Annotated in this window: 21 protein-coding genes; 13 read left to right on the forward strand and 8 right to left on the reverse strand. The window is 47.4% G+C overall.

Translation table 11 applies throughout. The annotated features are described in order from the left end of the window. The first annotated feature begins 38 nt into the window (after nucleotides 1-38). Complete coding sequence (locus AC0YN0_RS04715; protein ID WP_475820227.1) at nucleotides 39-1,508, forward strand: glycoside hydrolase family 5 protein; 1,470 nt, start codon at nucleotides 39-41, stop codon at nucleotides 1,506-1,508. Between the two features lie 529 nt (nucleotides 1,509-2,037). On the opposite strand, the gene AC0YN0_RS04720 is transcribed toward AC0YN0_RS04715, so the two are convergent. Next, entirely contained in the window at nucleotides 2,038-2,391 is a 354-nt protein-coding gene (locus AC0YN0_RS04720) for a winged helix-turn-helix transcriptional regulator (RefSeq protein ID WP_475820228.1), read from the reverse strand. A 144-nt stretch (nucleotides 2,392-2,535) separates the two neighbouring features. On the opposite strand from AC0YN0_RS04720, the gene AC0YN0_RS04725 reads away from it, so the two are divergent. From AC0YN0_RS04725 to AC0YN0_RS04735, 3 genes are all read left to right on the forward strand, one after another. Beyond that, nucleotides 2,536-3,588: an LLM class flavin-dependent oxidoreductase gene (locus AC0YN0_RS04725; protein ID WP_475820229.1), complete on the forward strand. Its 1,053-nt coding sequence runs from the start codon at nucleotides 2,536-2,538 to the stop codon at nucleotides 3,586-3,588. 96 nt (nucleotides 3,589-3,684) lie between these two features. Then, nucleotides 3,685-4,863: a MalY/PatB family protein gene (locus AC0YN0_RS04730; protein ID WP_475820230.1), complete on the forward strand. Its 1,179-nt coding sequence runs from the start codon at nucleotides 3,685-3,687 to the stop codon at nucleotides 4,861-4,863. Nucleotides 4,864-4,972: 109 nt separating this feature from the next. Further along, entirely contained in the window at nucleotides 4,973-5,590 is a 618-nt protein-coding gene (locus tag AC0YN0_RS04735) for a DNA-3-methyladenine glycosylase family protein (RefSeq protein ID WP_475820231.1), read from the forward strand. Nucleotides 5,591-5,596: 6 nt separating this feature from the next. Here AC0YN0_RS04735 and AC0YN0_RS04740 read toward each other — a convergent pair whose 3' ends face one another. Genes AC0YN0_RS04740 through AC0YN0_RS04750 form a run of 3 tightly spaced genes read right to left on the reverse strand, consistent with a single transcriptional unit; the run spans nucleotide 5,597 to nucleotide 7,533 of the window. Next, a complete protein-coding gene (locus AC0YN0_RS04740; protein ID WP_475820232.1) occupies nucleotides 5,597-6,418 on the reverse strand; it encodes an SPL family radical SAM protein in 822 nt (273 codons plus the stop codon). Next, nucleotides 6,411-6,971, reverse strand: a complete 561-nt coding sequence (locus AC0YN0_RS04745) for a methylated-DNA--[protein]-cysteine S-methyltransferase (protein ID WP_475820233.1) — start codon at nucleotides 6,969-6,971, stop codon at nucleotides 6,411-6,413. The genes AC0YN0_RS04740 and AC0YN0_RS04745 overlap by 8 nt, the downstream gene beginning before the upstream one ends. Then, on the reverse strand, nucleotides 6,961-7,533 hold the full coding sequence (locus tag AC0YN0_RS04750; protein ID WP_475820234.1) for a bifunctional transcriptional activator/DNA repair enzyme AdaA: 573 nt from the start codon (nucleotides 7,531-7,533) through the stop codon (nucleotides 6,961-6,963). The genes AC0YN0_RS04745 and AC0YN0_RS04750 overlap by 11 nt, the downstream gene beginning before the upstream one ends. A 161-nt stretch (nucleotides 7,534-7,694) precedes the next feature. Here AC0YN0_RS04750 and AC0YN0_RS04755 point away from each other — a divergent pair, with 161 nt between their 5' ends. Then, on the forward strand, nucleotides 7,695-9,650 hold the full coding sequence (locus tag AC0YN0_RS04755) for a stalk domain-containing protein (RefSeq protein WP_475820235.1): 1,956 nt from the start codon (nucleotides 7,695-7,697) through the stop codon (nucleotides 9,648-9,650). Between the two features lie 73 nt (nucleotides 9,651-9,723). Here the strand turns inward: AC0YN0_RS04755 and AC0YN0_RS04760 are convergent, their stop codons facing one another. Continuing rightward, nucleotides 9,724-10,170, reverse strand: coding sequence for a tellurite resistance TerB family protein (locus AC0YN0_RS04760; protein WP_337098446.1), 447 nt, complete (start codon nucleotides 10,168-10,170; stop codon nucleotides 9,724-9,726). A 169-nt stretch (nucleotides 10,171-10,339) separates the two neighbouring features. Between AC0YN0_RS04760 and AC0YN0_RS04765 the strand changes: the two genes are divergently transcribed. From AC0YN0_RS04765 to AC0YN0_RS04790, 6 genes are all read left to right on the forward strand, one after another. Then, nucleotides 10,340-10,756 carry a BlaI/MecI/CopY family transcriptional regulator gene (locus AC0YN0_RS04765; RefSeq protein ID WP_442049890.1) on the forward strand — a complete coding sequence of 139 codons (417 nt, stop codon included), beginning with the start codon at nucleotides 10,340-10,342 and terminating at the stop codon, nucleotides 10,754-10,756. Next, nucleotides 10,753-11,625, forward strand: a complete 873-nt coding sequence (locus AC0YN0_RS04770; RefSeq protein WP_475820236.1) for a M56 family metallopeptidase — start codon at nucleotides 10,753-10,755, stop codon at nucleotides 11,623-11,625. The genes AC0YN0_RS04765 and AC0YN0_RS04770 overlap by 4 nt, the downstream gene beginning before the upstream one ends. Nucleotides 11,626-11,675: 50 nt before the next feature. Continuing rightward, on the forward strand, nucleotides 11,676-12,392 hold the full coding sequence (locus tag AC0YN0_RS04775) for a DUF3105 domain-containing protein (RefSeq protein ID WP_475820237.1): 717 nt from the start codon (nucleotides 11,676-11,678) through the stop codon (nucleotides 12,390-12,392). 164 nt (nucleotides 12,393-12,556) lie between these two features. Beyond that, entirely contained in the window at nucleotides 12,557-13,171 is a 615-nt protein-coding gene (locus tag AC0YN0_RS04780) for a TetR/AcrR family transcriptional regulator (protein WP_475820238.1), read from the forward strand. Nucleotides 13,172-13,282: 111 nt separating this feature from the next. Then, on the forward strand, nucleotides 13,283-14,467 hold the full coding sequence (locus tag AC0YN0_RS04785) for a YhgE/Pip domain-containing protein (protein WP_475820239.1): 1,185 nt from the start codon (nucleotides 13,283-13,285) through the stop codon (nucleotides 14,465-14,467). Between the two features lie 128 nt (nucleotides 14,468-14,595). Further along, on the forward strand, nucleotides 14,596-14,853 hold the full coding sequence (locus AC0YN0_RS04790; protein WP_442049885.1) for a hypothetical protein: 258 nt from the start codon (nucleotides 14,596-14,598) through the stop codon (nucleotides 14,851-14,853). A 520-nt stretch (nucleotides 14,854-15,373) separates the two neighbouring features. Here AC0YN0_RS04790 and AC0YN0_RS04795 read toward each other — a convergent pair. Together AC0YN0_RS04795 and AC0YN0_RS04800 are read right to left on the reverse strand one after the other, a co-directional pair. After that, on the reverse strand, nucleotides 15,374-17,293 hold the full coding sequence (locus AC0YN0_RS04795; RefSeq protein ID WP_475820240.1) for an eCIS core domain-containing protein: 1,920 nt from the start codon (nucleotides 17,291-17,293) through the stop codon (nucleotides 15,374-15,376). A 393-nt stretch (nucleotides 17,294-17,686) separates the two neighbouring features. Further along, the gene (locus AC0YN0_RS04800; RefSeq protein ID WP_475820241.1) at nucleotides 17,687-18,589 is read right to left on the reverse strand and encodes an AraC family transcriptional regulator; all 903 of its coding nucleotides are present in this window, start codon (nucleotides 18,587-18,589) and stop codon (nucleotides 17,687-17,689) included. A gap of 160 nt (nucleotides 18,590-18,749) precedes the next feature. Between AC0YN0_RS04800 and AC0YN0_RS04805 the strand changes: the two genes are divergently transcribed. Beyond that, nucleotides 18,750-19,826: a Gfo/Idh/MocA family protein gene (locus tag AC0YN0_RS04805; protein ID WP_475820242.1), complete on the forward strand. Its 1,077-nt coding sequence runs from the start codon at nucleotides 18,750-18,752 to the stop codon at nucleotides 19,824-19,826. Between the two features lie 31 nt (nucleotides 19,827-19,857). Continuing rightward, a complete protein-coding gene (locus tag AC0YN0_RS04810; RefSeq protein ID WP_475820243.1) occupies nucleotides 19,858-20,694 on the forward strand; it encodes a sugar phosphate isomerase/epimerase family protein in 837 nt (278 codons plus the stop codon). Nucleotides 20,695-20,806: 112 nt separating this feature from the next. Here the strand turns inward: AC0YN0_RS04810 and AC0YN0_RS04815 are convergent, their stop codons facing one another. Continuing rightward, on the reverse strand, nucleotides 20,807-23,167 hold the full coding sequence (locus tag AC0YN0_RS04815; protein ID WP_475820244.1) for an NACHT domain-containing protein: 2,361 nt from the start codon (nucleotides 23,165-23,167) through the stop codon (nucleotides 20,807-20,809). Nucleotides 23,168-23,313 lie beyond the last annotated feature (146 nt).

Below are 23,313 nucleotides of genomic sequence, written 5' to 3' on the forward strand. Positions count from 1 at the left end.
TTGTCGTTCCTAACCATTAGAGGAGGGATTTAGTAAAAATGTTGATGTTCAATCGCAGGTGGAAGCTAATGTTTATGTTTACCGTACTGCTCGCTCTAGTCATTCCTTTCGTCGCACCGCAGCCGACTCATGCCGCTAACGGATTTTATGTAAGCGGAACCAATCTGAAGGATGCCAACGGGAACAACTTCGTCATTCGCGGCGTCAATAACCCGCATATTTGGTTCGACACACAAGCTTATTCGGCATTGACGACGATTGCGAATAACAAAGCGAATGCTGTACGTATCGTATGGCAGACGAGCGGTTCGGCAACGCGTCTCCAACAAATAATCGACCGTTGCAAGGAGCTTGGGATGATCGCCATCGTGGAGCTTCACGATGCAACGGGTTCGAACAGCGCCACGCTGCTTAATCAAATGGCGCAATACTTTACCCAAAGCGCTGTAAAGACGATACTTAACAATAACGAGAAATACGTCCTCGTGAATATCGCCAATGAATGGGGAGGCAACGACTTGGCCGATACTGCTTGGCGAGACGCATACAAGACTGCCATATCGACGATTCGGAATTCGGGCATCCACAATACGATCGTTGTCGACGGATCGGGATGGGGACAGAATGCATCGCCGATCAAAGCGTACGGCAATGCTCTGCTGACGCATGACCCGGATCATAACGTGATGTTCTCCATCCATATGTACGGCTCGTGGAACAATGCAAGCAGCATCGGCACGGAGCTGCAAAATATTAAAAATCTGGGACTCGCCGTGATGATAGGGGAATTCGGCTACAATTACAATAACGGCAACAACAACCTAGGCAGCCAAGTGAATGCGCAAGAGGTGTTGAACCAATCCCAGGCCAAAGGAATCGGATATATGGCTTGGTCTTGGACGGGGAATGATTCCTCCAATTCATGGCTCGATATGACGACAAGCGATTGGCAGACGCTCACTTCGTGGGGGAACCTCGTCATTAATGGTACCAACGGCATTCAGGCGACTTCCGTGAAGGCTACGGTGTTCAACAGCGGAGGCGGCGGCAGCTCGACGTTATATGATTTTGAAAGCGGCAATATTCAAGGATGGTCAGCACTTAATGCAGGCGGCGGACCATGGTCAGTAACGGAATGGGCGACAAGCGGCAGCAGTTCCTTGAAGGCGGATGTCACGCTGGGCAGCGGCGGCCAATTCACGCTCAAGTATACAGGCGCGAATAACTTCAGCGGCAAAAGCTCCGTCACCGCCAAAGTGAAGCACGCAGCTTGGGGGACCTTCGGAAGCGGCCTGCAGGCGAAGTTGTTCATCAAGACCGGATCAAGCTATACTTGGTATGAATCGCCAACCGTAAACATCAATTCGTCCTCGGCGACGACCGTTACGCTAAGCCTTAGCGGGGTCGCTAATCTCGGCGATGTAAGGGAAATCGGTATTTTATATATGTCGCCTAGCAACTCCAGCGGAAGCACTTCCGTCTATGTCGACAGCGTCGTTCTGCAATAGCTGCAAGCATCAAGGAGAGCCATCCCAATAGCCAGTAGGCTGTTGGGATGGCCTCTTTTGTTAGGTATGGTTTCTATAACTATTTGTCCCAAGAAAGTAACCTATGTTTGTACGAATAGGATGGATTCCCGATCTTATTCTGTCTAAAAACACACCTTCTCCCAACACAACCGCCGTTTCACCAACCATAAGCTGAGTTTCCCATCTTATTGACCTAAAGTAACCTGTGTTGGTGACAATAGGATGGATTCCCCATCCTATTCAGTCTGCAACCCCGCCTGCTCCCAACACCATCTCTGTTTTCACCAACCATAAGCTGTGTTTCCCATCCTATTGCCCTTAATAGACCTATGTTTATGAGAATATGATGGATTCCCCATCTTATTCTGTCTATAATCATGCCTACTCCCAACACAATTGCCGTTCTCACCATCCATAAGCTGCGTTTCTCATCCTATTGCGGCTCTCGAGAAGGCTTGTTTATCTGAAACAGATATACTTTCTGGCTCGATTAGGTCATGAGGCTCCATCATTGATTTGTAGTCCGTGTAGAGTTTGTCCTGGCTTTGTGCGACGGATGCGCTGCGCTCCAATTATGAAGAGCTGTCAATATTGGCTCAAGAGTCATGCCGTATTCCGTCATCGAGTACTCAACCTTAGGCGGTACCTGAGGAAAGACGACGCGCTGGATGATTCTTTCTTCCTCGAGTTCTTTTAGTTGGGTGGTTAGCATTTTAGGTGTAATAGTACCCATGGCTTTCTTGATTTCGCCATAGCGCATCGTGCCTGTAGAGATGAGATGCAGCAAAATGCTCGTCTTCCATTTGCCCACGATGATGGAAAGCGCGTCTTCCACTTTGCAGAGCTCGGGCTGGATCTTCATAGGGCCTCCATTAGTATCTTTTTGCATACTATAACACTTATAAGTGCATACTTACAATTTGAATAGCAATGGTATAAGATTAGCCCAAGAGAAAAGCAGCTAGATCATACTCATGCAACCAAGAAGAAAGAAGGGCTAATCAGCATGGAACCATATCGATTGAATAAGAGCAAAGGCCTGGAATTTGGTTTATATACACTCGGAGACCATATTCCGGACCCTCATACGGGCAAACGGATATCCGCCGAGCAACGGATTCACGAGATTATTGAGTTGGCGAAGCTGGCTGATGAGGCTGGACTTGATTTTTTTAGCGTTGGCGAGAGCCACCAGGAGTACTTCACTACCCAGGCGCATTCGGTCGTGCTTGGCGCAATCGCTCAAGCAACGAACAATATTAAGATCGGGAGCTCGTCCACGATTATAAGCACGTCTGACCCTGTCCGCGTCTATGAGGACTTCGCGACAATCGATCTGATCTCGAAGGGGCGTGCAGAAATTATTGCCGGCCGCGCTTCCCGTATCGGGTTGTTCGAGTTATTAGGCTATAACGTGCGCGATTACGAAGCTTTATTCGAAGAGAAGTTCGATCTGCTTGTAAAGATTAATGAAGAGCAATCAGTTACGTGGAAAGGCCAGTTCCGAGCTCCGCTTAACGATGCCAACGTTTATCCCCGCCCTCGCGGCGGTAAGCTGCCGATCTGGCGAGCGGTAGGGGGACCGCCGGAAAGCGCGATTAAGGCTGGTGCTGCAGGCGTTCCGATGATGCTCGCTACACTCGGCGGCCCGGCGACAAGCTTCAAGCGATCGATCGATGCTTATCGGGAGGCCGCTTCACGGAGCGGACATGACGCTGCGGCGCTGCCGGTAGCGACCGCGGGCTTATTCCACGTCGCTGATACGACGCAGCAGGCGCTTAGCGAGGCCTATCCTCATGTGAACAAGGGAATGGAGCTTATTAACGGAAGAAGCTACCCGATGCAGCACTTTGCCCAGGGCTCAGATGTAAAGGATGCTATGATGGTAGGCAGTCCGCAGCAGATTATTGAAAAAATATTGTATCAGCATGAGCTGTTCGGCCATCAACGGTATATCGCGCAAATGGATTTTGGCGGCGTATCCTTTGAAGTGTTGGCTCGTAATATTGAGCTGATTGCAATGGTTATATTGCCGGCGGTTCGCAAATATACGGTATAATTGATTAGGGAGCGGCGCAGCTGCTCTCTATTTTCTTTTACGGCAAGAAGCACTATGATTAAGACATCCTTTATGAAGAAAGACTGGTGAAGCTACATGGCAGCCAACAATCAATTTGACCAAATCGTGAATCGTAAAAATACGCGTTCTTTTAAATGGGATCATGCGGAAGCGATGTTCGGCGCGAAGGATCTCCTTCCTTTATGGGTTGCGGATATGGATTTCTTAACTGTACCTGCGATCACAAAACGTCTCGTGGAACGTGCCCAGTTAGGGTCTTACGGCTATTCCGTTCGAACAGACAGCTATCATGAAGCGATCGTAAGCTGGTACAGCCGCAGGCATGAATGGACCATTCAGAATGACTGGATCGTCGACTCGCCAAGCGTTGTCACTTCGCTAAGCTTAGCCGTTCAGCTGTTCAGCGAGCCAGGCGATACGGTTGTCATTCAGACGCCGGTGTACTACCCGTTCTATGAAGTGATTCGGGGCAACGACCGAGTGGTTGGGGCAAGCTCGCTGCGCGTCGTCAACAACCGGTATGAAATGGACTTCGACGGCATGGAAGCCATGTTCCAAGCCGGTGCAAAGCTGCTTCTGCTGTGCAGTCCTCATAATCCGGGCGGGCGCGTCTGGAACGAGGATGAATTGCGCCGATTAGGCGATCTTTGCCTGCGGTATGGGGTTACGGTCGTATCCGACGAAATACATGCCGACCTCGTTCATTCGGGGAATCGTCATACTCCATTCGCATCATTGTCGCAAGAGATTGCAGACATTACGATTACTTGCCTCTCGGCTACAAAGACGTTCAATCTCCCGGGTCTTCACACGTCATTCATGGTTATTTCGAATGCCGCCTCCAGGCGGAGAATGGATCAGCGCTTGAAGCTGCTTGGCCTCCGGAATGCGAATCATTTCGCCGAAGACGCGGTAGAGACGGCGTTTAATGAAGGCGAGGCATGGCTGGATGAGCTTCTCGTATATATCGAGGGGAATATCGCGTTCGCTAATCAATATTTAACCGAGCATCTTCCGCAAGTGAAGACGATGTTGCCTGACGCGACATACTTGCTGTGGGTGGATTGCCGATCGCTTGGTCTAGATTCGCGCGGCTTGAAGGAGCTTATGTTCCATCAGGCGAAGGTAGCTTTCAACGAAGGCTCCGGCTTCGGCGAGGATGGAGCGGGCTGGCTGCGGATTAACCTGGCTTGTCCAAGATCGCTGCTCGCCCAGGCGCTGGAGCAATTCTTCGAAGCGGCTCGGAAGCTGTAGCATTCGATTTTAGAATGTTGCTATTTTATTCGATAAGCCGCACAACAAGCCTCCGAAGCGTTATAGTGTAGTCATATTCGGTATACTTGTGATGAGGAGGCAGATACCATTGGCGACAGCTAATAAAAAAAACTTTGATTACGGACAGCGCGAGCTGGATTACTTAAGGAAAGCCGATCCTGTACTAGGAGCGGCGATTGATCGATTAGGCTTGCCGCAGCGCGAGGTTACTCCTGACTTATTCGCTTCCCTCGTGGAAGCGATGGTCGGTCAGCTGATATCGGTTAAGGCTGCTGATACGATTTGGGCCAGAATGCAGGAGCGCCTCGGTCCGATGACCCCAAACAACGTGGCACAGCATACGGTAGAAGCGATCAAGAGCTGCGGGTTGTCCATGAGGAAGGCTGAGAATATCCATGCGATTGCGAGCGCGATTGTGCTCGGCGAATTGCAATTGGAAGAGCTGAATGACATGCCGGATGCCGAGGTTGCAGCGAGGCTTACGTCCCTTAAAGGTGTCGGGCAATGGACGGCAGAAATGCTGCTTATTCATGCCTTGGAGCGGCCGGATATCGTAAGCTGGGGCGATGCGGCGATCCGCAAGGGAATGATGAGGTTATACGGCTTAAGCGAGCTGTCCAAAAAGCAGTTCGACGAGTATCGTACGTTCTATTCGCCCTTCGGTACAGTCGCATCGATCTATTTGTGGAAGCTATCCTCCGAATAAGCTTTTTTAAGGCTCAAAGCCTCTTTGGCTTATATATACTTGTTCGGCGGGAAATACTTCGATGAAGCGTTCATAGACGGAACGATAGGCATCCGGTTTGTACCAATCCTCCAGACCTAATTGGGCATAGATCGATTCCATACCGATAGACTTCGTTCGTTTGCCTCCGCTTCCGTCGCCCATATAGTAGTCGTCGATACATACGCGATTAACAAGCGGCTTCAGCAGCTTTGGGAACATCTCGCTGCTTGGGAGAATAGGCGCGATGGTCGCTTGAGCAGGAATGCCGGCGTCTCGGAGCAGCTGCAGCGTCTTCAGCCTCGCCGCAATCGGCGGAGCTTCCGGCGTAAATTGCTTGCGGATATCCTCGAGATCCGTTTCTATCGTCATACTAATTCTCACGCGTTCTCCAAGCTGAGTGAACAAATCGATATCGCGGCGTACAAGCGGACTCCGCGTCTGCACGAACAAGAAATCAGGCGGTTCATCGACCATTGCTTCCAGCAAGGATCGGGTGACGCCTTCTTTGTGCTCGACGGGCTGATAAGGATCGGTGCTCGTGGACATGAAGATCGTCACAGGCCCTTTGCGCTTCGCAATCGCTAGCTCCTTGCGGAGCAGCTTCGCCGCGTCCTGCTTAATATCTACCCATGATCCCCATGCTTCCTGCCGGAAGAGGGAGATCGGCATTTGGCGTACATAACAGTATGAGCAACTGAAAGAGCAGCCTGCATACGGATTAAGCGTATGGCTGTATCCCGATAGATAACCGGTTCCTTTGTTCAAAATGGTTTTCGGATGCGTGCGCTTGTAAGTCTCGTTAGCCATGTACGATATGTTCCTTCGTATTGTTATCGATGCCGGAACGACTCTGCTCTAGTTCGAGCAATGCTGACTTCATGCTAAGGCCGCCACGGAAACCGGTTAGCGAGCCGTTCTTGCCAATTACCCGATGACAAGGGACGGTAATGAGAACGGGATTTGCTCCGATCGCGGTGCCAACGGCCCGAACGGCTGAAGGTTTGTCGATGCGGCTGGCGATCTCCGAATACGACGAAGTTTGTCCATACGGTATTTCGCATAACGCTTTCCACACGTCCAATTGAAAATCAGTTCCTCGCAGGTCGAGAGGCATGTCGACGCTATCCACAGTACCTCGCAGATAACCGATTAAAATCGTTTTGTATGACTCCAGCATTTCATTATTTTGTACGAGCGCGCTGCCGGGGAACTTCTTGCTAGCCCAAAGGGATATCTCATCCAGCGATTGATTTTGCGAGCCAATATAGCAAAGTCCTGCGGGTGTTGCTGCTAGATGAAGCTTCCAATCGTCTACCGATAATAGGGACCAATAGATAGATGAAGGGTTATCAGCTTTCATGAATATTATCTCCTTTCTTGTACTGTCGCCGATAAACTGCTGGCGTACAGCCGACCTTCTGTTTGAATAAGGTGACGAAATATGGCGTATTGGTCATTCCAACCTGCAAGCCGATGTCGGCAATTTTAAGATCGGATTCGGCAAGCCATTTTTTGGCATGCTCCATTCGCAGCTGCTGCATATGCTCAGTGGGAGTCATGCCGCATAGACGCTTGAACGTACGCTGCAAATGAAAGGGGCTGCTATGGCTAATCTCGGCCAACAGCTCCAACGTGATGTTTTCATTATAATGGCTGTCCATATATTCGGTAACAAGGCTGATCCACTCGTCGTCCGGCAGCTTCTCGCCTGTGGGCTTGCATCGCTTGCACGGGCGGAATCGTGCCGCTAACGCTTGCTCGGGTGCGATGAAGATGCGGACATTTTCTTTCTTAGGGGGCCGAGATTTGCAGGATGGACGGCAGAAGATGGATGTTGTCTTGACGGCGTACCAGAACTTGCCGTCATAAGAGGCATTGTTTTGCAGGATTGCCTGCCACTTCTCATCGGATAACGTTATCATCGCTCTCACCTCTAGCTTTAGTATACCCGCTAAGGATGCCAGCTGAACGCATTAATCGATATAAAAGCAAGATAACGTAATTGAAAATTCCTGAATTTCCCTTACCTGTACGCTGTGTACATGGTACAATATTCCTATTACATAAGTGAGGAGAGATCGTTTTGAAAAGAAATGTTTCATATTTTGTTGTTCTTTGTTTAATCATGTCGGCGTTAATGCTACCGGCCGGTCTTGCATCTGCTGCAACGACGAGTAGTCCAAAAATCGTATCCATCTCTTACGGCAATGTGCTATTGGATGACGGTTCGATATGGGCGACTAACATTAATGGCAATGTGCATGTACAACTAGATGCTGTTGCAATAGTTGGAGATTCGTTCGATAGTTACGGTTTAACCAAAGCTGGTGAGCTCATCGAATGGAATAGAGTTTTGAAACCTACTGTGGATAAGACTCAAACAGGCATTAGCCAAATCTCGCACGGATACTATGTTAAAAAGGATGGAACCGTATGGAAGACTGACGGTAAAAAGGTAAATGGCCTTTCCGACATTCGTTTAATATCAGTGGGCGAATATGAAAGATATACAACTCTCTCCAATTCCGGCGTCATTAAATACAGCGGATATGCTAAACCGCTTGTTGTGGTCAGTGATCCGTCTTCTATTGTAGCTATAGAGACTGACGGATATGGGAGCACCGCAGTAATGGATAGCAGCGGCAAGGTGATCCTGTACAACATATATGACTTCGATATGGACAGTAAGGATCTTGATTTAATCCCAAAAACGATAACAACGGATGCAGTGTTTATGAAGTTTGCAAGTAATGGACAATTACTGGTTACGTTAAAAAATGGATCGGTATGGACTACTGGCGATTCCGGGGATGATGATAAACTGGTTACTTCATTTACTGGAATCGGAAATGCAGTTAAAGCTATACCGTTAGATGTTCCGGAGTCATTTTATTATGGATTATCAGACGGTACATGGAAGTCATATGACGATGGAATTATTAAAACGATAACTCTTCCTGAAGTTGCGAGCGTAAGCTTTACTTTGTCCGACCTTAAGCCTGAGGTTGGCGACAGTATTAAAGCGGATATTTCTGAGAAATTAACGAACGGCTCCGTTGTAAAAATTCCTTTGAGTCAAGCGACTGTGACGGTTGAAAAGCCTCATTTGTTGAAACCAATGGCCAACGGAACTTTTAAAGTATTAGGCGTCGGCGAGACGAAAGTAACAGTAACTTCCGGTAAATTAACGAAGACATTATCCGTATCGGCAAGTTTGAGCGCGAACCTTAAAAATGCAGCGCAGATTAAGAATGTAACTTATGTGCCTATCCAATCGGTCTTCAAATCGCTCGGCGGTACGGTTGTGTATACAGCAGCGTCGAAGACATTCGATATCAAGGTTGGAAGCACGGCGATCAAGCTGAAGTCAGGCGAAGCCAAAGCCACCGTGAATGGCAAGGAGGTAGTGCTCGGAGGTCCGATTCAAACGGCAAACGGAACGGCCGTATTCCCCGCAGCCTTGTTGACGAAAGTATTCGGTGCTAAGCTGCAATGGGATGCCAAGTACAAGACGATCACGATCTTGTTCGGCGCAGCCAAAATGAAAATCGAAACGCCTGAAACAGCGAACGTGCTGAAGAGAGAGGCGCTTGGTACTTTAACGAAGTACATTGGAAAGTCATATTGGTCTAACCATGTTCCAGGTGCAGACCGATTCATTAAACTAACGATTGTTGATATCATTCCCGATGCATCAAAAGATTACGTAATTGTTTTCCAAACGACGAAAGGCGTTAAAGTCAAGTCAAGCGTATTGTATGGCAGCAGTGCCGTAGAATCGTATCTAGCTACAGACTACTATCTGTTGACGTATGATCCGTACAAAAAATATAACTGGTCCACGAAAATATGGACAGCAGTCAAAGCCGAGAAAATCGGCGTCGGCATGACGAAGGATCAAGTCCTTCTGTCGTGGGGGGATCCGAGTTCCTCTAGTGTTGTAAGCGGTAGCGGTATTACAATTGAAACGTGGGGTTACGGCTTAAGCCAATACGTAACGTTCACGAATGGAAAAGTGTCTCAAATTTATACGCTCTAATCCCATAAGTATCAATCAAAAGAGCCCCTTACGCGTTATCTCGCGTAAGGGGCTCTTCTTCATTCCATAACGATTACAAGCTGAATTCGCTAGGGTTCAAACCAAGCGCGTTGCAAATATCGGTAACCGCTGCTTTCTCATGCGGATCGAAGTTGCCGTCCGCTGCGCCGATCGCGCTGCATACGCCAACGATGACGCGTGCGACATCAGGCTTGCTGCGGAACTTCGCAATCGCCTTAAGCGCTTCTTGCTTGCCGATCATGCCGTCAAATTCGATATTGCTTGCGAAATGGTTGAAACGGTTAATGACGTCGCTCATATCGAATACTTTTAATTCTTCGCTGCGGCTTATGTAGCCGGTCATTTTTTGTTTCTCGGCGGAATCAATAGAGCCGTCGGCTCCAGCGACAATCGCGCATCCTGCCACGACTGCGTCCAGAAATTCTTTATTTTTAAACTTTTTAACTTGATCGGTCAGCCCTTGCTTGCTGCTCTGCAGCCAAGATTTAAATGTGCTCATAGTGGGAAGCCTCCTTAGATTTGTTAATTACTATTGTAGTAGTATTGGAGGACGTTTTGCAAATATGGCGATATTTTGTCGGATTATTAGAGGTGAGATGTTATTAAAAGGAAGCAGCTTGAACTGGTGCGGGTCGTTGCACTATAATGTGTAGTGGAGGGGGAGCGGAATGAAAATCAATCATTTTAAATATGATGAAATCGGTTTGAACCGGTTTTTTGGCTCCTTGGAAGCGAAAGTGATGGAGCTGCTGTGGGATGCGGAGGAGCTGTGCATCAAGGACGTTCAGCATAAGCTTGCACAAGACAAGCCCGTTAACTTCAATACGGTTATGACCGTGATGAATCGGTTAGTCGAGAAGGGCATTCTGCAGAGGAGATTGCAAGGAAGGCTTTCCTTGTATCGTCCGACCCAGTCGAAGGAGATTTTCATCGAAGAGCAATCAAGGAAGCTGACCGAGAACTTAATTGACGAGTTCGGAGGCGTTGTCATCAACCACATGCTCGATGCGATTAAAGACGTTGACGAGTCGTTGATTCAGCAGCTGGAGGCCAAGTTAAGACAGCTTAAGAAGGACAGCCAATGACAAGTTGGAAAACGAAATCGAATATCGTCCTGTCGTTAAGCATACTTATCGCTCTGGTCGTGCTTGGACAGATCGGCATGTATGCGGCTCATCTTATGTTCGGAATGAATGTGCATCTGAATATTTTCAAGTTCTGTCTTAGCTTATTTAAGCAGCAATCGTGGTATTATAACCTGATTACTTATGCAATGAATGCGTTCATTATCCATATGGTGCTCATAGCACTCATGAGAATAATCCAGCAATACGTACGCTTAACACGCTTCAAAGCAGCAATGATTTCGCTTCACTTGCACCAGTATACGGAAGAATTAAAGCATAGATTTCATGTTTCGCCTCGTGCATCGATGATCGTCATCGACCGAGCGGAGCCGCTTGCGTTCACAATGGGATTCCGTAAGCCGATGATCGTCTTATCGAGTGGTCTTGTAGGGCTGCTGGACGAGCAGGAGCTCGAGGCCGTTATTGCGCATGAGGCGTTCCATCGTCACAACTATGACGCATTGAAGCTATTTGTGCTCCAGCTTATCGCGCAGTCGCTTTGGTTCATTCCGTTAGCGAGATGGTCGCATGCGAATTACAAGATCATGTGCGAGCTGCGAGCGGACGAGCATGCTATCAAGGCAACGGGCTCAGAGCTTGGGCTAGGAGGCGCGTTGTTGAAAATGGTGCAAAGCAGCGGCATCATCCGCAGCGCTTCGACGAGTCCCGTTCTCGCCTCGTTCTCTGATGAAGCTATCAACTATAGGCTGCGCCAGCTTATTGAACCGCAGCGAGCGATTCCGGTTAAGCTGGAGACGCCTGCAATCGTCATTTCCGTGTATGCGCTGCTGTTTCTTATGGCGCTGACCGTATTAGCAATGACATAATTATCGAAAGAAAGGTCGTGTTGTAACCAATTATGGAAACTCATATTAATATGCACAATCAAGGATCGGAATCGGCAATTTGGTTATATGCTGCAGGACTTATCCTTATCATTGCCATCGTAAGTTATGTTTTGGCCGCCCGCAAAAATAAATTAAATGTCAACCGAATGAAGAAGGAAGAGCGGAATTTGTTGAAGCAGACCGTGAAGAAGTGGCGTCTATCGGGCCATTTGCTCATTGTCGTCGCGCTTATTCTCGTGTTTGTACATTACTTGCCAAAGTGGATGCAGACGTATGATGTCGCAGAGTTGAATTACGATATGAAGATAGAGGTAAAAACCGACGAATATTTCGGTGCGGATCATACCGACAGCAAGGTCGATTACGAGATGAGCATCCCGACTTCGGGACCGCATAGCCCGCATGACATTAAATTCGGCTTTTATAGCGAACGGCCGGACTTCGAGCTGCTCGTTCACAATCTGGAGCATGGCGACATTATTATCCATTACCGTCCATCCGCTACTCACGATCAAGTAAACCTTTTGCAATATTTAGCGAAGTTCCGTGAGGCAGGCGCTGGCGTACTAGCCGTTCCTAACGATGAGCTTCCAGAAGGCACAGAGCTTGTCGTGACAGCATGGACAAAGACGATGGTGTTGGACGGTTTCAATGAACGTGCAGTCGCCCAGTTTATTTATGACAATATAAATCGTGGTCCGGAACAGATTCCAGCTAACATCCGCCGAGGCGGAGGAACAATGTAATCAGGTACTGGATAATACAATCAATCTAGTTTAAATTCAGACGTCCGCCAATGTGGCGGGCGTCTGTTGTCCTAAATAAAGGATGGACTATGAGTTGACATTATGACTGGATTGACGTAATATTTCGTTAAACGAACGTTGAATGAAAGGAGAACGTGATCAGCATGGCTCGTAACACACGCAAGGAACAGGCAGCCGAAACAAGAGAGAAGCTGCTTGAGACAGCTAAAGCGCTGTTCGCCGAGAAAGGCTATCACGGCACTCCCGTACGTGCAATTAATCGGAAGTTGAACATGGGGGATGGTATTCTTTATCATTATTTTCCTGGCGGCAAACGCGAAATATTATCGGTGCTGCTTCAAGAAAGCTTTGAACGGAGATTCACGGAAATATCGTTAGTCAATAAACATATCGAGCAATTACCGCTCCGTGAAGCGCTTGTCGCGCTGATCAGACGCATGTACGAGCTGTTCATGGAAGATATGGATTCGGCACGGATATTGATTCGCGAGAGCGATGTGCTCGAGAAGGAAGAGCGAGAGAAGCTAAGCGGATTTATACAAGTACAGAAGCAATTTTTCAAAGATTTCCTGCAAGCACGGCATGAGAAGGGCGAGATTCGCGAGCTTAATTACGATCTTGCTTCGAGGCAAGTTGTAGGCGCTGGCATGCAGCTTATCCTTAGCGAAATTATCGGTATCGAACTCGTGCAGGAGCAGGACAAAGGAAAGTATATTAAAGAGATGATCGATTTTACCGTCACCTTATGGGAGCAATAGAATCCTTGAACCGCCTCGCGACAACCGGCGTTCAAGGATTTATTTGGGCCATTTTATTGAACGTACGTTCAATCAATGAAAGTTTTGAGATAAGAGAGGGAGAGGCTTACCATGAATTTATTCAAAAACAAACTGACATTATTACTGCCGATTATCGTTATTGCTGTATTATTTATATTTAGCCTGACGTCTATTCCTTCCATTAATCCGGCACCGAAACAATTGCCGATTGCGATTGTGAACGAGGATGAAGGAGTCGACATTCCGAATCAAGGCAATGTGAACATGGGCGAGCTTATTATTCAGAATGCGCAAGCCGCGGCTAGCGCGACAGATGAAGAGGCGCCGATCAAGTGGGTAGTCGTTGGTAGTGATGAAGAGGTTCAAGCAGGTCTTAACGATCAGCAATATTACGCAGCGCTCGTCATTCCTGCCGACTTCAGCCGCAATCAAGCTTCACTGCGCTCACCTGACCCGACACAAGCTCATATAAGCATATACGTCAATCAAGGGATGAGCACGATGGCTTCAACAATGGCAAGCCAAGCGCTGAATCAGATGGTAGACGGCGTTAATGCGAAGCTGCAAAGCGAGCTGATAGCGTTCTTCGATGAGCAGGGCGGAACGGTGTCCACGAAACAAGCAGCAGCGATGGCAGCGCCGATTGTCAAAGACGTAACGAATGTGAACGTGACAGGTACGCATAGTGCGGGCGGCAACGCGCCTTTCGCATTGTTCCAGCCGTTATGGATGGCAAGTATAGTTGGCAGCATTATTTTCTTGTTCGTAAAACAAAGCTTGAAGCTCACATCCCCTATAGCGAAGCTAAAGGTAAATGCTATGCAAGTCATCTGCGGCATTGTACTCGCCTTATTAGCAGGCTATAGCTTCACATGGTTCGCTGACAGCTGGGGTCTTAACATTCCGCAGTTCAATGAAACGGCGCTATTCCTTGCGATCAGCTACACCGCTTTCTTCCTAATGATTTCTGCCGTATTTTCGTTGATCGGCATCAAAGGGATGGCCATCTTTGTGATCTTTTTATTCTTCGGGGGACCGCTGCTTAATATGCCGGCTGAGTTCCTGCCTTCGTTCTATCAGGATTATGTGCTGACATGGCTTCCGATGCGTTTCATGATCGACGGATTGCGCGAAATCTTCTTCTTCGGCCAAGGCTTGTCGATGAACCATGCGACCACTGTGCTGGTATGGCTTGGCGCCGTGAGCATGCTTGTCCTGCTTGCATCGGCTTTCATTCCATCCCGTCAGCGGGGAACGGTTAGCGAATTGAAATAATTGACTTTTACTGGCAGAAAACCAACCAAACAAGTCGTTTTTCGACGTCGTTCTTCGACAGTGTTTTTGGCAGAGGATCGTTATACTGATTAATGTAAGCTTCATGACATTCATCGGAGGGCTGATCGTTGAAAAATTCTTCTTTAAAACAGCGTGTCGTATGGTTCATTAATGCCGAGACGGAGAAAGTTCTAAGTAACTTAAGGAATGGCGCAGTCAACAGGGACCACGCGCTAGGCTGTCTCCACACCTTGTATCAAGCCGCCTCGACCACGAGGGATGCTGATATGATGGGTAATCTGTGCCGGCTGATTCATCGGATTCGCGAGACCGATCAAAGGCTGGGCGTCTATCATTTTGCTGAAAGAAAAAGCGAGCCTATATAAGAAGCAAAGGCTATTAACAAGAGAAGGGCATTCCGATGAAACGATCGGTTGCCCTTCTTCTTTGTTTTTTAACTCATCAGGATTATCGTTTGGAACGTTTTTGTTTTTTTCTCGATTTCGTTTTGGAAATAGTAGAAGTTCCGTTACTGCTATCTTCCCCACTTTGGGAGAGCCCTTCATCGTGGTAACAATATTCATAGATATGTTTTTCACACGGCACGCAGTGGTGACGGGTAACGACATTCACTTGATGAACGACTTCCACGATTTGTGGGTGAAATACGTCGTTTACAACCGTGACAGGAGGATCGTATACGCGAACAGTTGGGCAAAATGGTTTGCAACACATTATTCTGTCAGCTCCTTTCCTAGTAGTCTAATATAAGATATGCTCATCCCATTGGAATGGCTTGTGCGATAGCCTTACGAGACAAATGAGGATCATAGACAGCTGGTTGCTAGAGTATAATGTACCCGTAAAACAAAGAAAACAAGCAGGACTGCCGCGCAGTCCTGCTTGTTACGTCTTCGTGAGCTTCCAATTGAAGGTGTTCAAATAGTTTGTTTTCTCTTCCAGCTGGTCGTCCGATGTCTGTTTATTCCAGTCGCCGGCGTCGAGCAGCTTGCCGTCGCTCTTCAGCTTCTTCAGATGCGCCTTCAGCAAGCTAAGCCGCGTAAGCAGTGCCTTCACCTCGGCGGCAGACAGTATATCAGCGACAATGAAGATGAGATCGTCGTCTTGAAGCGCGATGATGCGCTCCGCCAAGTCTTTGTCGACGAAACGACTCAGACCCGGATATTCCTGTGAGCCCTTATGCACCTCCGTCCGCTCTCCGAACGACATATCATTATCGATGCCGGTAATGCCAAGAACGTTGCCGCTATCGTCTGTCTGGACGAAAAAGTTGCCCGTATGGCGATCGACCTGCATACACAGCGCATCCATAAGCTGTAAGCGCGAGAGACTCCGCTGCAGCACCGGGTCGGCGAAGTCGATTGTCGTCGTCTCGAACTTGCCCGCTTGCTGCCCTTTGGCTTTCTCCATGAAAGAGCCGGATTTGACTGTGCCTCCGCTCTCGTGGAGCGCAAATTCGGCATGTGCGATGACGCCTGCTCCCAGCCATTTGTCGAGCCTTGAGGCCGCTACATTGCGCGCTGCCATATGCGCATCATTCGTATTGATCTTGGCCATCTTGCTCGCTACCCAATGCTCCGTGTCCGCCGAGCGCTTCTCGGCTTCGGATGCGTCCTGCAGCTCGCTTCCTTCCACGATCCTCTGCTTGTCGCCCTTGAAGACGCCTTCGCGATCACCGAGATTGACGAAATCAACGGAGTTGAGCGCTCCGCTGCCGCTCTCGCCGGTCTTGTTAATATCTTTAATTGTCGTTGGGTCCATGCCGCGCAGGCTGGTCATGACGATGAACCATTTTGGCGGAAGATCGGGAGGGGTGTCGACAAAGTTCTGCGCCTTCAAAAGCATAAGCGCTCGTTCTCGCTTCAATCGCTCAACGAATTGAGCCATCGCATCCTGCTTGCCGCCCTCCTCCTTGCTCTCTATATATTGAAGCGCGGATTGCTCGATGCTGCCGTACAGCGACTTGAGCACGACCATCTGTTTCTTGATCGCGTCGGCTGTTCGTCCAACATCCGTCCCGTCCACATAGTTATTGAACTTGTCGAGGAGGGAGAGGAATGACTTCACCCGAGTGCTGTTCTTAATGAAAAGAAAGTTCGACTTAGGATTTAATTCCTTCTCCATCTGCCTGCGGGTAGGCAGACGCTGAATAGGCGCCTTTGCATGCGAGCCTCCTCCTGAGGAAGCGGAGGCTGCGGCAGTCGGATCGGCAGAGAGCTGGGCCGGACTGCTGGCCGCGGCAGTGCGCCTGCCCATACTCTCTGCTTCGCGTTCGAGCTTCGGGTCGTCGTTGACGGGCATGCCGCCGATTTCCGTCGTCGGCTTCACTTTGCCAGCGCGCTGCTGTACGACATGGGTCATTTCGTGGCCGATTAGCTCCTGGCCTTGCGAGGAGTCGGGATTATATTGTCCCGGCGCGAAGTGGATATCGTTTCCTTGTGTATATGCAAGCGCGCCGACCTTCGAAGCTTCGGATGAATTCGCGTGAATGTTTACGCTGGATGGGTCGACATTGAATGCGGCTTGTATTTTGTCATACATAGGCAACGGAAGCTTGCCGCCCCCTAAACCGCCAGAGGCTGCACCGCCTTCCGCTGGGCCACCGTCAGCTTTCCGCTGAGCGGCTTGTCCGCGCTGCAATTGCAATGCAGCCTGATTGCCGCCCGCTTGCTGTAATTGCAGTTGCTGCTGCTGTGAGGAGGACATGGAAGCTTGACTCGCCGCGCTCCCGGCTGCTGCCGTCGTATCGCTGGATTTGGAAGCAATATGCTTGCTCGCCGCCTTCTGTTGATGCTCGAATGACATATAAGTACCTCTCTTCGGATCAGTATTCAGCTTAAGGCGATTCATGACGAATGATGTCGGTCTATTAATTACGTCTATTGTAATACAATTACTGGTAAGTGAGAACATGCAAATAGCCCCGGTTGCGGAAATAAAGAAATCCCGCGGACAATCTCCGCATTTGTCACGGTCTGCATAGTATGGCATAGGAAAGAGGCATAGCCTATTATGACGCAGAAGGGAAGCGGAGCTGTGAGTAGGCGACAGTTGATGATTATTTCTTTTATCGTTTACGGCTGTCTCGTTGTGGCAGGGGTTGTAAGCGCCGTTATTCATTATACCAATTGAACGGGAAAAGCCGAGCCAGCTTAACAAGCGGGCCCGGCTTTCGTTCGATAATGATCATTACGTGATCTAATGAGCATCGGTTATAACAGCAGCTGCCGTGCTTGCGCTGAACCTTTTCAATTTGCGATAATCCTTCGGCACGACGCCTTTTTTCTCATGGAAAATACGCGAGAACGTCTTGTACGAGCCATAGCCGACCTCGAAAGCGATCTCCGACACGCTCATCTCCGTCGATACAAGCAGGCTGCAAGCATGGCGAAGCCGCAAATCGTGCAGGAAGTGTACGAAAGTCTGGCCTGTCGTTTCCTTAATAACCTCGCTAATGCGGGATATGCTCATTGAGAACTTGGCAGATAGGTCGGTAAGCGACAGATCCTCTTGGTAATGCAGATGGATATAGTGAATGATCGGCCATACCGAGTAACTCTTCTTACTGGCGGGCTGGGCATCCATAGGTTGCGGAGCTGCTATACGCCGTTCGCGATCGAAGTGGATCAATATTTCCTTAAGCTTTAATTGAAGCAGCGTTAATCTCCAAGGCTTTTCGCTCTTATATTCGGCGTACATTTCTTCTACGAGGGCGTGCATCTTCTCGCTTGCTTGCCCGTCTAGCTGGACGAAGGACGGAAGCGCGGATTGTTCGATGAAATCATTGAGCGATTCATCACGCCCTGGTCCCATCAGCAAGTCCATGCTGAAATTGCAATTATAAAGGACAAGCGTGCTGTCCTGCTCCGTGAATATTTCATGCACTTGATAAGGAAGCACGAAGGTGAACGTGCCGGGCTTCATAACATGAGTGACATCATTGATGGCTTCTGCGCCTGCGCCGTCGATCACATAGGAGAATTCCAAAAAATCATGCCGATGAGGACGGAAGCCGCTATCCAACCGATTCAAATTAATATGAAGCGGTGAAGAGGTGTCCATATTTGGAAACGATTTCAAGTAATCAGGAAAATAGGTCATCTTCTATAGCTACCTCCGAAAAACTGAGACTTTTATCGAAGAAAGAGCGCGCTTTCTTTATCTTTTTATTTTACCATAAAGTACGTAGGGTGAATGGATTTAAGTTAGCTGCATGCAGCACAAATAACAATGACTGAAACATTGCGGGAGGCTTATTATTATGGCAAGCAACAATAAAATTAGAATTGGCATCATTGGCGCAGGCAATATCGGCCGTGTGCATGCGACGGAATTTACTAAACTAGCAGATCAATGCGAGATTACGGCGATCACAGATGCTTACTTGCCGCTCGCGCAAGAGCGTGCTAAAGAATTCGGAATAGCGAACGTAGCTGCTTCCCCGGAGGAGCTTATCTCCCGCTCGGACGTGGACGCGGTAATTGTAGGCGTTCCGAATCAATTCCATGCTCCGCTTGCGCTTCAAGCGCTGGAAGCAGGCAAACATGTTCTGCTTGAGAAGCCGATGGGGATCAATAGCGACGCTGCCCGTCAAATCTTGAAAGCAAGCCAGGCATCTGACAAAGTCGTAATGGTCGGACACCAGATGCGCTGGGAATCGGTTCCGATGCAGATTAAGGAGCAGGTTGAACGCGGCGAGTTAGGCAAGATTTATACGGCCAAAACAGGCTGGTTCCGTCGCAAAGGCATTCCGGGCTGGGGCACTTGGTTCACGAAAATGGACGAGGCCGGCGGGGGCCCGTTGATCGATATCGGCGTACACATGCTAGACCTTGCCTTGTATTTAATGGGCAATCCAAAACCGGTATCGGTATACGGCGCAACGTATGCGGAGTTTGGTCCGAAGCGCAAGGGCATCGGCACATGGGGCAAGCCGAACTGGGACGGCAGCTACGACGTGGAAGACTTGGCAACGGCGCTTATCAAAATGGAAGACGGCAGCACGCTGTCGCTCGAAGTAAGCTGGGCGGTTCATATGGATACCGACAATACTCCGTTCATTCACTTGATGGGCTCCGAGGGCGGCGCAAGCTACCGCGGTGGGAAGGGCAAGCTGCTGACCGAGAAATTCGATCGTCCGATCGAAACCGAGCTGTCCAAAGCGGACAATGACGAAGGCGAGAGACAACGTCTAAGCCGTCACTTCCTCGAATGCATTCGCGAGGGCAAACAGCCGATCACTTCGGCGCTTACCGGCTTTACGAACAACCTGATTCTAGATGCGATTTACGAATCGTCCCGGACGGGCAACGAAGTGAAGCTGAACTGGGATATTTAATAACTTACTTAATGAGGGGAGAAGTGACAACATGTTAAGAGGATTGTCAGGCGCAGGTCTAGGCAAGCTGGACAGCGATGAGCAGCTCATTGAGCTCGCGGCGAAATACGGCTTCCAAGCCGTTGACATCGACGCTCGCGGCCTTATTGAGCGTCATGGATTGGAACAAGCTCGCGAATTGCTCGCATCGAACGGAGTCGTGATCGGCTCGATCGGACTTCCTGTGGAATGGCGCGGGACGGAAGAGGCATTTCGCGAGGGCTTGAAGGGTCTGGCTGCCACGGCTGCGGCTGCGGCATCGCTTGGCTGCACGAGCTGCTGCACGTATATTTTGCCGTCTACGGATTTGCCTGCTGCGCACTTCATGGCGCTGGCAACTCGCCGCTTGCGCACTTGCGCGCAAGTGCTTGGCGCTTACGGCATCCGTCTCGGCCTGGAGTTCGTAGGCCCGCATCACTTGCGTACGCGCTGGGCGAATCCGTTCATCTGGACGCTGCAAGAAACGCTTGATTGGATCGATACAATTGGTGAGAGCAACGTAGGCTTGCTGTTCGACGCTTACCACTGGTACACGAATGAGCTCGGCACAGCGGACATTGAGGCGCTTCGTCCGGAGCAGATCGTTCATGTTCATATCAACGACGCGCCTAACGTACCGGTCGCGGAAGCGCTTGATAATGGCAGGGTATACCCGGGCGAAGGCGTTATCGACTTGGCCGGATTCCTTAGCTCGCTTCATAAGATCGGCTACAAAGGCGCGATCGTGCAGGAAATATTGAGCGCAGAAGCGCCGCAAGGCACGACGGAAAGCCTCGTCGAGCGCTCCAAAGCCGGCTTCGACAAAGTGTACGCTGCTGCAGGCCTGTAATTAGTAAAATGGTAAAAGCCATCGGCTCCTATTCGGAATCGATGGCTTTTTTTGTATATAAAGGTTAACGAAGAATGAAATCAACAACTATTCGACAGGATTAATCGAACGATTACATCTCATTAAAAGTAAACTCTATTGTTTTAATATAATTGAATATATCCAACAGTTCATTTGGTTTGAGTTCTACAAACTCCAATTCATCATTTAGCTTTTCGATCTTACCCGTAAAACTAACAAACTCATCAAATGTTAAATGGATTATAAAAGGTTTTAGTTTTTCATTATTAATGATATTAGAGGTCATTCGGAAAGCACTGGCAATATTACTATCATTTTGAACATGAAGAAATGAATCGTTTATTTCCTCATGAAGCTGAATGAATGCCAAAACTAATTGACTTGGGTATTTATCAATAAGGTTGTCCATGAAATCATCAAAAATTAACATAGAATCAAGAATAGTACTTAAATTATAAAAGCGATAATTCATTTGTCCAATAGTTTTCAGTTGGCCTCTTTGGATTAAAATATGATACAGCTTCTTTTTGTGGCTGAATTGATCGGAAAAATGCACCATATCCAAAGCTAATTGAGCTGTACGCGGATCATCCGATTTTTCAAACTTGTCAAGAACCGTATCGATCAGTTTTTGATATCGATTGTAATTGTAATTTTTAAGATATGCAATCAATAATTCATGCAGTTCTGAATCAGCGCTAAATTTATGAAGTTCGTTGAAAATAGCAACTGGACCTAAAGTGTTCTTTACCAAATACTTCGCATAGAAAAACTCAAAAAAGGATCGATGAAAAAACTTATAGTGTTCTTCTTTCATTCCTTGTATGTACAGCTCTGTTCGATCTCTGCAAAAATTTAAAAAATGTTCAATAGCATTAGATGCATCATTTCGATCTCTATACTCATCTTGAAAAATATCCAATAAATTAATCATGATCGTATTTCTGTGGACTTCTTTGTTATTTGGTTTACTCAAAAATGCAAGATTCTCAAAAGTCACATCATTATTTATAACAGACCCCATTTTATCGAAATCGAATGCTACTTTCTTATCTCGTTCTCTTTCCTTTGCGGTGTAATTTACACATTTATCGAATAAATCAATTTTATTTTCTGGAATTTTTCGATCTGCTTTATAAATTTTCACCATTAACGCTACTGTGAGTAGGTTTACTACAAACGTCTTATCAATTAATGGTTTAATCTGTTTTATAAAATCATCAATATCTATTTCTCTAAATTCGTTTATACGTGACATTAACTTAAGATATTCAATCACATCGTTTGCTTCAATGTCTTTGACCTTAAGAACGATGGGTGTTTCAGGGATCAGACTTCGGTCTCTTGTCGTTATACATAGTTTATTATTAGTGTTTATGCTTTTATAAAAGCTAATTATTATTTTCGAACATTTCTCTCGCTCCGATGAATCGACTTCATCTAAAGCATCTAAAAAGATGAGGCATTCTCCACGTTTCAAGAAATACTCGATCATTTCAATACTCGCATTCGAACCTGTGTACTCTACTATGGATTCGACTAAAAATTCTTTAAACGAAAAACCTTTAAAATTCCGTTTTTTCTCTATATATTCTTTTAAGTTACAGTATATAGGCAAGTATTTATCGGGGTTGTTAACATTCAGTAAGTGGGAGTTAACGACTAAGTTCTTTAAGAACAATGTTTTCCCGTAACCTGGTCCTCCAACAATGGAAATAAGGTTAGATCGTAGAAAAATATCTTTCCATTCGATGATTTCTTGATCTTCATCAAAGGGAAGATGACGGTTGCTTTCGCTGTTATTGTTAAAGAAATTGAATTTTGGATAGATATAGTACTCTTCGAAATCCAATATATCAATACCCGGAACATGATTTTTGGTGAATATATGTTTGGCACTATTTAAATACTCACGTCTTTTCTCTTCGTAATCGACTACTAAGATGGAGGACGCTGCGCCGCTTTCATGATACGCGCGGAGTATTTGTTCAATGTTTGCAGTTATGATTCGCGGAAGCACGGCAAGCTCATCAGGGATTTCCATAATCAGATTTCTTTCGATTACGGCTATGAAGTTTGAGAAGAAGTTTTCTAATGCTCTTTGACTGGGAACGTTATATTGTCCTGCAACCATATGTTTAATCGATTCTCGCGTCAGGAAATGAATAAAATCGGAGGTTGATACAAAGTCTTTTAATCCCTGTGCGTTATAATCTTTGAATGGGAGCAGTCTTATAAAGTTATGAATATAGTTTATTGTACTTGGTAATTCCATATATGAGTTTAATCCGCTGCTTTCATTTTCTGAAAGCACTTCTAATATGGTCGATTGAATTTCTTGATGGAGATTAAATAATTGTTTATCCCCCATTAATTTCATCCCGGTTCGTTTAATAATTTCAACCATTGTGCCTGCTAAAACTTTTGATCCTACAGATTCTAGAAACGGCATAATATCCCCCTTTAACTTCATATTAATGGATAATTCTACATATGCATTCATAATCCTTCAAAAAAATATGATTAAGATAGGTGGTTTGCTGTATATGTCGATTACAAAGTAGCAACTATTGGATGAGTTTATGGAGCACTCCTTGC

Source organism: Paenibacillus sp. J22P218 (genome assembly GCF_056269195.1).